Consider the following 13,637-nt stretch of genomic DNA (forward strand, 5'->3'; position numbering starts at 1 on the left):
TACAGGAAGGATACAAATGGCAAATAAACTCACAGTTCTTGCTTCCGTCGTAGCGGCTTCTACTGCGATGATGGCAACATCAGCTCAAGCAGCAGACACTACTCTGGACAAAGTCACAAAACAAGGCTTTCTTACTTGTGGCGTAAGTACCGGTCTACCTGGTTTCTCTAACCCTAACTCAAAAGGCGAATGGGAAGGTATCGACGTAGAATATTGCCAAGCACTGGCTGCAGCCGTTCTTGGGGATAAAACGAAAGTTAAATATGTACCCCTAACCGCAAAAGAACGTTTCACTGCGCTTCAATCTGGTGAGATTGATGTGCTTTCCCGTAACACGACCTGGACTCTCCACCGTGACACTGCACTGGGCCTAAACTTCGTAGGTGTGAACTACTACGACGGTCAAGGCTTTATGGTGAAGAAGGAACTTGGTATATCAAGTGCTAAAGAGCTTGATGGTGCGTCGGTATGTGTTCAATCAGGTACAACAACCGAGCTAAACCTTGCAGATTATTTCCGCAACCAAGGCATGGCGTACAAACCAGTGGTATTCGACACAGCGGCGCAAACTTCGAAAGGTTTTGATGCGGGACGCTGTGACGTATTAACAACTGACCAATCTGGCCTTTATGCACTACGTTTGAATTTGAAAGATCCGTCCTCTGCGGCCGTTCTTCCAGAAATCATCTCTAAAGAGCCACTAGGTCCAGTCGTTCGTCAAGGCGATGATCAATGGTTTAACATCGCTAAGTGGACATTGTCTGCGATGATTAACGCTGAAGAATACGGTATTAGTTCGAAGAATGCGGATGAAATGCTGAAGTCAACAGATCCAAACATCAAGCGTATCCTCGGTGTTGATGGCCCTAAAGGCAAAGGGTTGGGTATCCGCGACGATTGGGGCTACCAGGTTATCAAACAAGTTGGTAACTATGGTGAAAGCTTCGAACGTACAGTCGGTACTGGTTCGCCGTTAGAAATCTCTCGTGGCGTTAATGCGCTATGGAATGCAGGCGGCTTTATGTACGCGCCACCAATCCGATAGAAAGAGTTAATCAGGGCGGTTCATGCCGCCCTTTTTCTTGATTATATCTCACTGTATGAGTAAGGATCGCTCATTGGATGGCGAAAAGCGCTCGCTTTGTGGAACGGCTTTAAAGGTTCGTAAGCCGCTAGACATGAGAGCGTTATTCTTTAGCCAGCAAGGACGAAACTTCGTTATACAGGCCGATATCTATAACTAAGGTTTGAGGTTATCGCTGTATGAAACCGACACAAGATGCATCGCCAAGTACGATGTCCAAACCAAGCGGAAGCAAGAGCCTGATTTATAATCCTGCCTTTCGTTCTGCTATTTTCCAGATCATTGCCATTGCTGCACTGGTATTTTTCTTTTACACGATTGTAAACAACGCTCTCAATAACTTAGATGCTCGTGGTATTGCAACGGGCTTCGGTTTTCTGAATCAAGAAGCCGGGTTTGGTATTGGGTTAACATTAATTGAATACGATGAAACGTACTCTTACGGTAGAACATTTATCATCGGCCTTCTTAATACGGCGTTAGTCTCTGTATTAGGTATTATTCTGGCTACTGTGATTGGCTTTACCATGGGGGTTGCCCGCCTTTCTTCTAACTGGTTAGTTAGTCGTTTAGCGGCAGTTTATATCGAAACTTTCCGAAATATCCCCCTTCTTCTGCAAATATTCTTCTGGTATTTCGCTGTTCTTCAAGCATTACCCTCACCACGCCAAAGCTTAAGTCTTGGTGAAGCTATTTTCCTGAACGTTCGTGGCTTATATTTCCCTGCACCGACTATGGAACCTGGCAGTAGCTACGTTATTGCCGCGTTAATCTTCGGGGTAATCGCAAGCTTATTAATTAATGTATGGGCGAATAATAAGCAACGTCTCACTGGGCAACAAACCCCAATGGGAAGAATAGTTTTGGGTTTAGTTGTTGGCCTTCCATTGGTTGTGTACTTCCTTGCTGGTATGCCAATTTCACTGAATTATCCTGAACTAAAAGGGTTTAACTTCCGAGGTGGTATTAGCATTATTCCTGAATTGGCTGCGCTACTTTTGGCATTGAGTGTTTATACAGCTTCTTTCATTGCTGAGATTGTGCGCTCTGGTATTAATGCGGTTAGCCATGGTCAAACCGAAGCAGCGATGTCGCTAGGCTTACCACGCTCGAAAACTTTAAAGCTTGTTGTCATTCCGCAAGCGTTACGAATTATTATTCCACCTTTAACCAGTCAATATCTCAACCTCACCAAAAACTCATCGTTAGCGATGGCGATTGGTTACCCAGATCTTGTCTCTGTCTTTGCTGGTACTACCCTGAACCAAACGGGGCAAGCGATTGAGATCATTGCGATGACGATGGGCGTGTACTTAACCTTAAGTTTGATTACGTCTGCATTAATGAACTTGTATAACCGTAAAGTCGCACTGGTGGAGAGATAATATGAGTACTCATCAATTTCAACCGGATCTCCCACCACCAGCCAATACCGTCGGCTTTATTGGTTGGATGCGGAAAAACCTATTTAATGGACCTGTCAATTCCATTGTTACCGTAATTCTTGCTTATCTTGTCTTTAGTGCAATTTGGCATATCGTTGATTGGGCGTTTATCAACGCGGACTGGATTGGTTCGACGCGTGACGACTGCAGCCGAGAAGGTGCTTGCTGGGTATTTATCAGCGTGCGCTGGGAGCAGTTCATGTACGGTTTCTATCCTGAGTCTGAACTGTGGCGCCCTCGCCTTTTCTACATCACATTGGCTATATTTACTGTGTTGCTAGCGTATGAAAAGACACCGAAACGGATTTGGATTTGGCTTTTCTTCGTAAACATCTACCCATTCATTATCGCTGGGCTGTTATATGGTGGGATATTTGGGCTAGAAGTGGTCGATACACACAAATGGGGCGGATTGCTCGTTACGCTCATCATTGCGCTAGTGGGTATTGTAGTTTCATTACCTATTGGTGTGGTACTCGCGCTCGGTAGACGTTCAGAGATGCCAATCATTCGCAGTATTTGTACCGTCTATATTGAAGTTTGGCGTGGTGTGCCACTGATTACCGTTCTGTTCATGGCTTCCGTTATGCTGCCTTTGTTTATGTCCGAAGGGTCCGAGACAGACAAACTTATTCGCGCTCTTATTGGTGTGGTGATGTTTGCCTCGGCTTACATGGCCGAAGTAGTACGGGGGGGCTTACAAGCGATTCCAAAAGGCCAATATGAGGCTGCCGACGCACTTGGGTTAAGTTATTGGAAAAAAACAGGGCTTATTATCTTGCCGCAAGCGCTGAAGATTACGATCCCTTCTATCGTGAACACGTTTATCGGATTGTTTAAAGACACCAGTTTGGTTCTTATCATTGGTATGTTTGACGTACTAGGTATAGGACAAGCAGCAAACACCGACCCTGACTGGCTAGGCTTTGCTACTGAAAGTTATGTATTTGTCGCGTTAGTGTTTTGGGTATTTTGTTTTGGCATGTCGCGTTATTCGATATGGCTTGAAAACAAACTTCATACCGGTCACAAACGATAACTCATCAAGCTCAAGGACGTATTATGACGCAACAACAAGACTATATGATCCAATTGAAGGACATGAATAAATGGTATGGTGAGTTTCACGTACTAAAGAATATTAACCTCGATGTTAAGCGCGGAGAAAAGATCGTAATCTGTGGCCCATCAGGGTCAGGAAAATCAACGATGATTCGCTGTATTAACCGCCTCGAAGAGCACCAAGCTGGTAGCATCTATGTTTCCGGTACGGAGTTAACTGAAGATTTAAAAAATATTGAAGCTGTACGCCGTGAAGTGGGCATGTGCTTTCAGCACTTTAACCTCTTCCCTCATCTAACCGTGCTAGAGAACTGCACGCTTGCGCCTATTTGGGTGAAGAAGATGCCAAAAGACGAGGCAGAAGCGGTCGCGATGAAATATCTGGAACGCGTTAAAATTCCGGACCAAGCAGAGAAATATCCTGGCCAGTTGTCTGGTGGTCAGCAACAACGCGTGGCGATTGCCCGTTCATTGTGTATGAACCCTAAAGTTATGCTTTTTGATGAACCAACATCAGCGCTTGATCCGGAGATGGTTCGCGAAGTGTTGGATGTAATGGTCGAGCTCGCCGAGGAAGGCATGACCATGCTCTGTGTGACACATGAAATGGGGTTTGCGAAAGAGGTTGCCGATCGTGTGATATTTATGGACGCAGGAGAGATCATCGAAGAGAACAACCCCGTTGATTTCTTTGAAAACCCTCAATCAGATCGAACTCAAAATTTCCTAGCGCAAATCTTACATCACTAAGATCTTTTACAACTGGCATAATAAAAGCACTGATTTCAATGAAGTCAGTGCTTTTTGTTACTAAATTCAAAATTCTGTGTGACAATTGCTATGACTTTGCTCTTCAGTAATATTGTGTTACAAGTTGTCAAATACATAACATCTTATTTCTATTATTATTTTATCTAAGTTACGCATGGTTAGGGCTTGATTTTTTGAACTTTCAATCCCATAAATGTACTTAAAAGAAAGTCTCTTATCGAGGAAGATTATGAACAGTCCAATGTTTACCCGCACTTCAACACAAGAAAGTGCTCTACAAACAAACAAAGTATTGCGTAATACTTACGCACTACTTTCAATGACGCTTTTATGGTCGGCAGTCGTTGCTGGCGTAGCAATGGCATTTAACCTGCCACATCCAGGAATCATCCTAATGTTGGTTGGTTTCTACGGCCTGTTATTCTTAACAGAGAAAAACCGTAACAACAGCCTTGGCCTTGTGTTTACGTTCTTATTCACTGGTTTCTTAGGCTACACGATTGGTCCAATCTTAAACATGTACATCGGTGCTGGGATGGGCGATATCGTATTGACCGCTCTAGGTGGTACGGCGCTATCTTTCATGGCGGCATCAGCTTATGCACTAACAACAAAACGTGACCTATCTATGATGGGCGGCTTGATGTTATCGCTGTTTGTTGTGCTTGTTGTGGGTATGATTGCAAGCTTCTTTATTCAATCAACCATTTTACATTTGGCGTTGAGCAGCTTGTTTATCATTTTCTCTACGATGGCGATCCTGATGACAACACAAAGCATTATTCGTGGCGGTGAAACAAACTACATCTCTGCGACAGTAACTTTGTATGTATCAATCTACAACATCTTCATCAGCCTACTAAGCATTCTAGGTATTATGAACGACGATTAATCGTTCAACACAAGATGAATTTAAAAAGCCCGAAGGTATTTTCCTTCGGGCTTTTTCTTTGTCAGTGATTAAGTACATTACGCCTGTTCGGCTGCTAACTCGATAACTTCATCAGCCTCAGGGTTTTCTCTAAAACGTCTCACTTTAATCGTATCTTCACCCAACATGATTTGCTTGGCGATTCGATGCATACCATCAAAAACACGGTAATCATTGGTTAAAATTACGGGATACGACAAATCGGCATTGTTGATGCGTTGGCAATGCTTCGCGATCTCACGACAGGTTGGCTGTGGTCCATCATCACTAAACCAGGTCACTTCATTAGGGCCTTTGATATCATCAATAGCAATTTCTTCTACAGGTAGGGATTCTGCGAGCTTCCAAATACGCTCAATAGACCAAATGGATTTTACGTTGTCATTTATTTCAATGTAACGTTGTTTCGACATGACTAACTCCTTGTCATCGTTATTGTTTACAACCTGAATGCAGGTTGCTTATCAACCAAGAGAATATCGGTCTATAAGAGCAAACACAACGTCGTAAGCTATTCATTCACAGATAAAATTCCATATTCAGACAAGTAGCCAAGAAAAAAACAAAACAAAAATGAATAAGCCTGGATATCCATGCAATTTTATTGGTACTCACCCCGAAAAATTTCTAACAAACTGAATAATTTCCTATATATTTGAATAAAAGAGCATTTGTATCAAAGCACCTGGCTCAGTCAAAAAGCACTCACCATTTTGTACGCTTTTGCTTCGCTCGGCACTACTTCGAGATTCTTTTGTTGAGAACATCCTCACCTGTCGCTAATCTATAAACATCCATGTTCACTTAACGGATAAAACGTTATGTTCGTTTACAACGGCAAAGAAATTGAAACTGATGCTCAAGGCTACTTACTGGATCATACTCAATGGGAAGAAGGTATGATTGAGCTTTTAGCAAAAGAAGAAGACATCGAGCTTACGGATGCTCATTTGGAAGTTGTGCACTTTGTGCGAGATTTTTATGAAGAGTTTAATACTTCCCCTGCTGTGCGTATGCTTGTCAAAGCAATGGAAAAAGCGCACGGCCCAGAAAAAGGTAACAGTAAGTATCTATTCAAGCTGTTTAAAAAGGGGCCAGCCAAACAAGCGACTAAATTAGCCGGCCTACCAAAGCCAGCTAAATGCTTGTAGAATTTACAAAATCTTAAAACCGCGCAACGGCTTATATGACGCAGACTCCTGTATCACACTCTCTACTGTTGCCGTTCGCGGGCCTTCTTTCAACCACTCGGAAAACGCAGCTATTTGTGCATCTGTTCCACACGCCATAACTTCAACATCACCATCGTTTAGGTTCTTCGCGTAACCCGTCAAACCCAGTTTCAATCCTTGATGGGAAGTATGGTAACGAAAGCCGACGCCTTGAACGTGACCTTTTACTATAAATCTCTCACACTTTACGTTCATCTTTGTACCGCTTCTTTTTACTGAGTGATATATTCTTTTCGTCTATTCACCCCACTAAGGATAGTGGGTTTTTGCACGGTTATTATAATTATGAAAGAAATTCCATTCCGCTGGATTGATAAGTATCTCATTCACTTAAAGATTCAAGAAAAGTTCTATTTGCTCTTCGTTCTCCCTCTTCTTGCTTTAGTCATTCTCACTCTCGTCCTTAATAGCGCGGCTAATACGTTGATCTCAAGTATGTACCAAGAAGAGCTCATGCTTATGAAAGGTCTGATAGAGGCAGGCAACCTTTCTCAATCTCAAGTAACAAGCCTCATAGCTGGTTCAGAAACCGTTTCTATTGGCTCAGGGCCGCAATCCGTGTCAGTTTTAAATGGTGCGTACAGCTTGGTTGCAAACCATGAACTTTCTTTATGGTCTGCCCTATCAACGACTCAAGTGAGCATCATCTGTGTGAGCTTGTTTATTCTCGCGCTTGGCGTTTACTACATCATGACGTTTATCGGCGGCGCAATGTTCACGATGAATAAAGCATTAAACACCCTAGCGGATGGTGACCTAACCGCGAGAATGAACTTCTTCCCAGTTCGCGACGAGTTTAGTGAAATTGCTATTACGATAGACAAAGTTGCAGAACGAGAGCAACAAATGGTGCTGTCGATTCAAGAGTCTGTGGCGTTAATGCAACAAATTAGCTCAGACCTGAATCAATCAATTCATCACAGTTCAGATATTTCTGCGACGCAACAAGAGCACCTCAACTCTCTTGCGAGTGCAACGGAACAGATGGCATCAACGATTCGAGAAGTCGCGACATTAGCTCACGATTCAAGCGCGCAAACCGATGATGCGCGCAGCGTGGCTCAGTCTGGACAAGTAAAAGTAGAGAATACGCTTCACTCGATTTCGAACCTCTCTAATGAGATTCAATCTGCGTCTCAAGCAGTAGCGGAGTTAGATGCCAATGCCGCACAAATTGATGAAGTCGTGACAACCATTAATGGGATTTCCGAGCAAACTAACCTACTTGCATTGAACGCAGCCATTGAAGCAGCACGTGCTGGTGAGCAAGGTCGTGGATTTGCGGTCGTTGCGGATGAGGTTCGCGCTCTTGCGGGACGCACTCAGCAAGCGACGGTTGAAATCCAAACGATGATCGAATCATTACAGCGTAACAGTCAATCACTTACTAAACTGATGGAAGTGACTGTCAACAATGCAAATGAGGGACAAAACCTCATGACGGAAGTGAATCACGAAATCGGCTCTTTGGCAGATAAAAATCAAACTATCTCCGACAGTAGCATTCAAATTGCAACAGCGGCTGAAGAACAAGGTGTAGTCGCGGACAATATCGCCTCAAGCGTTGAAGAGATTCGAGTTCAAGCAGATAACGTGTGCAATATGATCAGCACGACTTCACAAAACGTGGATCAACTGCGTAAGCAAAGCGATACCATGGAGTCGCTCCTTACTGGACTTAAAGCGTAGCAACGTAATCTGTTACGACCAGTTCAAATAAAAGGGTTACTTTAGTGACCCTTTTTTGTATTTAAAAGCCACTACAATGTACTGGATTGCCGAGGGATATTGCTTTTACCATTCACATCCCGGACAATACGCCCCTTTTAAAATTCAACAAGAGCTAATGAAATGACAGCTGCTATCTATTTGGTAAAAGGTCGTGAGAAATCGGTCAAGCGCAAGCACCCTTGGATCTTCTCTCGAGGCATCAACAAAGTTGAGGGCGAACCCGCTCTTGGCGAAACGGTTGATGTATTCACTCACGACGGTAAATGGCTAGCTAAAGCGGCATATTCGCCAGCTTCACAAATTCGTGCTCGTATTTGGAGTTTTGATAAAGAAGAAATCGACACCGCATTTTTCGTAAAACGATTAAAAGACGCACAACTTCTTCGTGAAGACATTATCAAACGTGATGGGCTTACGGGTTACCGCCTTATCGCGGCAGAGTCTGATGGTATGCCAGGCGTTACGATTGACCGTTACCAAAACTTCTTTGTGTGTCAACTTCTCAGTGCTGGCGCAGAACACAATAAACAGGCCATTGTTGATGCTCTAGTTGAGTGCTTCCCTGATTGTAATGTGTACGAGCGTTCTGACGTCGCGGTACGTAAGAAAGAGGGTTTGAAAGAAACCACGGGCGTCTTGCACGGCGAAGAGCCACCTAAATCGGTCGTCATCGAAGAAAATGGCGTAAAGATTAGTGTAGATATCGTTGGCGGTCATAAAACAGGTTTCTACCTAGATCAACGTGATAGTCGCCAGCAAGCGATGAAATATGTGAAAGGCAAGGAAGTTCTTAACTGCTTCTCTTACACAGGTGGCTTCGGACTTTACGCTCTGAAAGGTGATGCAAAGCGTGTGATAAATGCTGACGTATCACAACCTGCTCTAGACACTGCGAAGTTCAACGCAGAACTGAATGAATTTGATATCTCGAAGAAGCGCGCCGTGTTCCTAAACGCAGACGTGTTTAAACTGCTTCGTGAGTATCGTGACCAAGGAACTCAGTTCGATGTGGTTATCATGGATCCACCTAAGTTTGCAGACAGTAAAGCCCAACTAAACGGCGCATGTCGTGGTTACAAAGACATCAACATGCTAGCAATGCAAATCCTAAAACCGGGCGGTACGCTACTGACCTATTCGTGCTCTGGCTTAATGGATCAAGTTTTGTTCCAGAAAATCATTGCTGACGCAGCCTTAGATGCTAACCGCCAAGTAAAGTTTGTGGAGCGCTTTGAACAAGCCGCTGACCACCCAACCGATACAGCATATCCAGAAGGTTTCTACTTAAAAGGTTTTGCATGTAAAGTGCTTTAGGCTACGAATAAGTAAGACAAAGCAGAAGAAAAGGGCCTACTGGCCCTTTTTCATTATGGCTCTAAGTTAACCTTAGTTAGTGCGGATAACACATCTCTCTCAAAGTCCGCATTTCCCACGATTAAATCACTAAACTCTGTCGCCCCGTTTTCTATTACGATAGTTTGAATTGAGTTTCCATCGTTATGGGTTATTTCTAGAGATAAGTCATCGCCATCAATGTTCAAGTCAATACTATTAAGAAGTTCTTCTATCGTATTGTGCCCTGCATCTTCAACGACTTCACTCAGATCTAAGGTGTCCAAATCTCTCTCAAAACCTCTAATTAGATCTGTTCCTGCATCCAAGGAGTCGTTGACCCATTTAAAGACATCTGCCTCGTTATCATTACCGATCAAGATGTCATGACTTACGTCTACTTCAGCTTCAATAATATTTGCAGAGCCATTACTTGAAGCATTTACTCCTCCGTTTTCATCAATAACGAATTGCAGGGTATTCTCACTTTGATCGCCATCGTTATCCGTCAATACATAATCGAAGTCTAACGTTTCAACTGTATCACCCACCGCACCATAAAATGCATACGCACCATCGTTTAGGTCGATTTCCAGAGTATGTTTGCTGTCGATATAGATAGTAAGCTGCATCGTTGTGTCGTCAAATGCATGCGAAATACCATCGTTATTGTCAGTTACTATTAGGTCTGTACCATCAAACGAATAAGTGACACCGTCATGTTCTATTTCGCTAATATAACCACCATCTGCACCAATACCTGTATCTGGAGAAGTGGTATACATCAAGTTCCCCCCAACAGGTTGAATCACTGACTGCAACATAACCGGAGGTAATTGAGTTACGTCAGGAACCACAACACCATCAAGGTCTTGATTCAAAAAGCCATCATATGCTACGCGATCTAATTGCTCCGGCATAAGATTAACGCCCATACCATACGCTAGGGCTGTTATCTGATTATCAGGATCGGTTAGGTGATCAATCCAACTCTGCTCGCGAGCGTCGTTTATAAATGATGAGGCAGGGTTTGGCTGACCATCTGACAAGAAGTAACTAACATTCGACGCACTGGTTAACTTACCTACATCATCCCATGACTGTTTTGCTTCATTTAGCGCGTTGTTATAGTTAGTCGCGCCACCCGCAGTTAGCGTCTCAATATACGCTTTGGCCTCCTCGACCGTCAGCCACGTCGCAGCACCTATAGCGTAAGTGGATGCTGTACTGCTATAAGTAATAATTTGAACTCGCGTTTGACCGATAGACTCATATTGATTCAATAACTGAGTTGCCGAATCTTTCATTATCTGCAAGCGATTATCCGTTCGCATAGAACCCGAGACATCCATTATGAGCTGAACGTTGGCACTTTCTTTAGTTTCTGCAACTACATCGTGAATAATAGATGCAGAATCTGGTGAGTCATCTTCCACAATAACGTTGACCGTTGTGGAGTTAGTAAGACCACGAGCATTCGAAACAAGCACAGGCACCTCAATATTTAAGGTGTCTTCTCCAGATGGGTTGGAGTGATCAATCGGACCAAGAAGCTCCGTAGATACCACTCCAGTATCATTGACTGATATTTTGATAACCTCTTCACCGTTCGCTGAACCGATAAGCATTTGGTCGTTATTTGATAACGTCCACGTTACAGAGATACCGTTACTAGTAAGAGCTGTAGATGGTTCACTGAGCGTAACAGAATCAACGGTTTGACCCAGCGTCAATTGTTCTACATCAGTACTCGAGTCAGTTGTGTCATCAAAGCCGTTTAGAGCAGAGTCATCAGCAATGGCGTTGCTTAAGCCTTCCTCAGAAACGTTTAGTGTTACACCTTCTACAATTGGTGGGGCGTAAGGGTTGACAGAAAAGTACCCCGTTTTACTGTCACCATCATTATCAGTAATCGTGTAGTTAAAATCGATATCCCCATCGCCATAAGGTGAGGTCAAAGGCAAGTATTGGAAGAACTCCCACTTTCCAGTGCTAGGTGTAAGTTGAACTTCGAATGCAAGCTCTCCATCAGCCTCTGCAATCAGTCTATTAGAGTTTTGTGGATCGACGTATATCAACACGTCTTTACCATCTAGAGTCTCTAAACCAACCTCACCTCCATTTAAGACTATAGAACCAGGGCCATCAGCTCCATATACAGCACCGAGGTTCCCATCCGCACTAGCAATTGGCACGCCAGAGTACGCACCTGTAAAGGTTATTGATTTAACGGTAAAGTCACTGTTGTCTTCAGTATCCGGGCCATTGCCATTACTGGTCGCCTCGAGGATGATTTTATCAAAGCCTCCCTGTTGAACATTGAAATTTGCCGCGTAATCACCACTGCTTGCGTCAGAGCTGAACGATTGCTGAGCAATTAATACACCATCTCTATAAAAAGATGCGATTCCTTTCTCAAGTTCACCACCAAACATTTTCTCAAATTCTATTTCTGCTCCGTAAGCAACTTTATTGCCTAAGTCTATGATTAACTGCTCTGATACACCCTCATTACCCGCGAATCGATAATCGACTTCGTTTTCTAATTGGAAGCCGTTGTTACCAGAACTTTTAACGCCAATCCCTTCTGATGATTGATTGATTTCAGCTGTTCCCAGCATCACAGATTCGTCAGATACAAAACCGTTTGCAGTCACAACAACGTCCCCAAATGTTCGACTGGTTGCATCTGCCTCACTTCCTGCAAAATCTATGCGCCCTGTCAGAACGTTAGGTGCACCAGTAAGCGACACATCGACGGGTTGAACAACCACAGGCACGTATGGGCAATCATCTTCAACGGCCACATTTAAGCTTTGAGATGTTGTTGTTTGTCCATCACTTACAGAAATCTGTAAATCAAAGTTGATGATGTCTTCCACATCATTAACAGGATGATCAAGTGGCTCAAACAGAGTAATAGTATAGTCCCAAGAGCCTTGACCTGAAGCTGAAGGCTCGCTCAGCACAACAGTAGCAACAACGCTCAGGTGAACAGTTTTCGCAGTCAGCGTTTGAGTACTGTTGTCCCACGTCCACGATATAGGCTCCCCTCCTGATGTTAGGTTGTTAGGGCCTGCCAATACCACTGAAACATTCGCCGTGTCTGGATCGGCAACTGTGAATGTTCCTGAGAAACTTGCGGAGTTAGTGGTGTCTGAAGGTGATCCTGTATTATCAGGGATACCATTAGCTAAACCTTCTTCCGAAACAACTGCATTCACAACACTTGAAATAGAAGGAGGAGCATCATTATCAATAATCGTCGCCGTACCCGTATCACTGCCTTGTACCGCACCAATGCCAGTCACCGTCACACTGAAATCTTCAGGGCCTTCATAAACAGCGTCATCAATAGAAGCAATACGCACATCAAACTCAGTTTGCCCTGCTGGCACGGTCACCACACCATCGTTTGGCACTGTCACCCAACCACTTCCCGTGTTGTATTCCAAGGTACCTAAGTCACCGGCTTCGGTATCGCCGAGATTAAGACCCAACTCTACTTGCGTTTCCGCTTCAGACGCGTTCGATAGCGTCACTTTGAAGTTCGCTGTGTCACCCTCATTGATGGTGCCAGCGTCTGAAATTGTCACGCTTGGACGGTCATCATCCGGATCAGAGCCTGGACCCGTGCCGTCGTCCACTATCGTTGCCGTACCCGTATCGCTACCTTGCACCGCCCCAATGCCAGTCACTGTCACACTAAAATCTTCTGGGCCTTCATAAACGGCGTCATCAATGGAAGCAATGCGCACATCAAATTCGGTTTGCCCAGCTGGCACCGTTACCACGCCATCATTTGGCACTGCAACCCAACCACTTCCCGTGTTGTATTCTAGGGTGCCCAAATCTCCAACTTCGGTATCACCAAGATTAAGACCCAGTTCCACCTGCGTTTCCGCTTCAGACGCGTTCGATAGCGTCACTTTGAAGTTCGCTGTGTCACCCTCATTGATGGTGCCAGCATCGGTAATAGTCACGCTTGGACGGTCATCATCCGGATCGGGACCCGGACCCGTACCATCATCCACTATCGTTGCCGTACC

11 protein-coding genes are annotated in these 13,637 nt (G+C 44.2%); 8 read left to right on the plus strand and 3 right to left on the minus strand.

Annotated elements, in window-relative coordinates; all coding sequences use genetic code 11:
- Positions 1–16 precede the first annotated feature (16 nt).
- The 5 genes from NB463_RS22865 (at position 17) to NB463_RS22885 (ending at position 5,254) form a co-directional block, all read left to right on the plus strand.
- Positions 17–1,045 carry an amino acid ABC transporter substrate-binding protein gene (locus NB463_RS22865; RefSeq protein ID WP_005377403.1) on the plus strand — a complete coding sequence of 343 codons (1,029 nt, stop codon included), beginning with the start codon at positions 17–19 and terminating at the stop codon, positions 1,043–1,045.
- A 218-nt stretch (positions 1,046–1,263) separates the two neighbouring features.
- A complete protein-coding gene (locus tag NB463_RS22870) occupies positions 1,264–2,469 on the plus strand; it encodes an amino acid ABC transporter permease (RefSeq protein ID WP_005377402.1) in 1,206 nt (401 codons plus the stop codon).
- A gap of 1 nt (position 2,470) precedes the next feature.
- Positions 2,471–3,568: an amino acid ABC transporter permease gene (locus tag NB463_RS22875; protein WP_065646461.1), complete on the plus strand. Its 1,098-nt coding sequence runs from the start codon at positions 2,471–2,473 to the stop codon at positions 3,566–3,568.
- A gap of 23 nt (positions 3,569–3,591) precedes the next feature.
- Complete coding sequence (locus tag NB463_RS22880) at positions 3,592–4,341, plus strand: amino acid ABC transporter ATP-binding protein (RefSeq protein ID WP_005377400.1); 750 nt, start codon at positions 3,592–3,594, stop codon at positions 4,339–4,341.
- Positions 4,342–4,591: 250 nt separating this feature from the next.
- Entirely contained in the window at positions 4,592–5,254 is a 663-nt protein-coding gene (locus tag NB463_RS22885) for a Bax inhibitor-1/YccA family protein (RefSeq protein ID WP_005396571.1), read from the plus strand.
- Between the two features lie 77 nt (positions 5,255–5,331).
- On the opposite strand, the gene NB463_RS22890 is transcribed toward NB463_RS22885, so the two are convergent.
- A complete protein-coding gene (locus NB463_RS22890) occupies positions 5,332–5,706 on the minus strand; it encodes a chromosome partitioning protein ParB (protein WP_047010368.1) in 375 nt (124 codons plus the stop codon).
- Positions 5,707–6,114: 408 nt separating this feature from the next.
- Between NB463_RS22890 and NB463_RS22895 the strand changes: the two genes are divergently transcribed.
- Positions 6,115–6,444: a TusE/DsrC/DsvC family sulfur relay protein gene (locus tag NB463_RS22895; protein ID WP_005377396.1), complete on the plus strand. Its 330-nt coding sequence runs from the start codon at positions 6,115–6,117 to the stop codon at positions 6,442–6,444.
- A 3-nt stretch (positions 6,445–6,447) separates the two neighbouring features.
- On the opposite strand, the gene yccX is transcribed toward NB463_RS22895, so the two are convergent.
- Positions 6,448–6,720, minus strand: a complete 273-nt coding sequence (gene yccX / locus NB463_RS22900; protein ID WP_005396574.1) for an acylphosphatase — start codon at positions 6,718–6,720, stop codon at positions 6,448–6,450.
- Positions 6,721–6,810: 90 nt separating this feature from the next.
- On the opposite strand from yccX, the gene NB463_RS22905 reads away from it, so the two are divergent.
- Together NB463_RS22905 and NB463_RS22910 are read left to right on the plus strand one after the other, a co-directional pair.
- On the plus strand, positions 6,811–8,214 hold the full coding sequence (locus NB463_RS22905) for a methyl-accepting chemotaxis protein (protein ID WP_258431565.1): 1,404 nt from the start codon (positions 6,811–6,813) through the stop codon (positions 8,212–8,214).
- Between the two features lie 162 nt (positions 8,215–8,376).
- The gene (locus tag NB463_RS22910; RefSeq protein ID WP_170891450.1) at positions 8,377–9,570 is read left to right on the plus strand and encodes a class I SAM-dependent methyltransferase; all 1,194 of its coding nucleotides are present in this window, start codon (positions 8,377–8,379) and stop codon (positions 9,568–9,570) included.
- Positions 9,571–9,623: 53 nt separating this feature from the next.
- On the opposite strand, the gene NB463_RS22915 is transcribed toward NB463_RS22910, so the two are convergent.
- Positions 9,624–13,637, minus strand: a 4,014-nt coding sequence (locus tag NB463_RS22915) for a VWA domain-containing protein (protein WP_258516036.1), incomplete at its 5' end; no start/stop codon positions are given.

Source organism: Vibrio sp. RM-41-2B (genome assembly GCF_024744415.1).
Lineage (GTDB): Bacteria > Pseudomonadota > Gammaproteobacteria > Enterobacterales > Vibrionaceae > Vibrio > Vibrio diabolicus.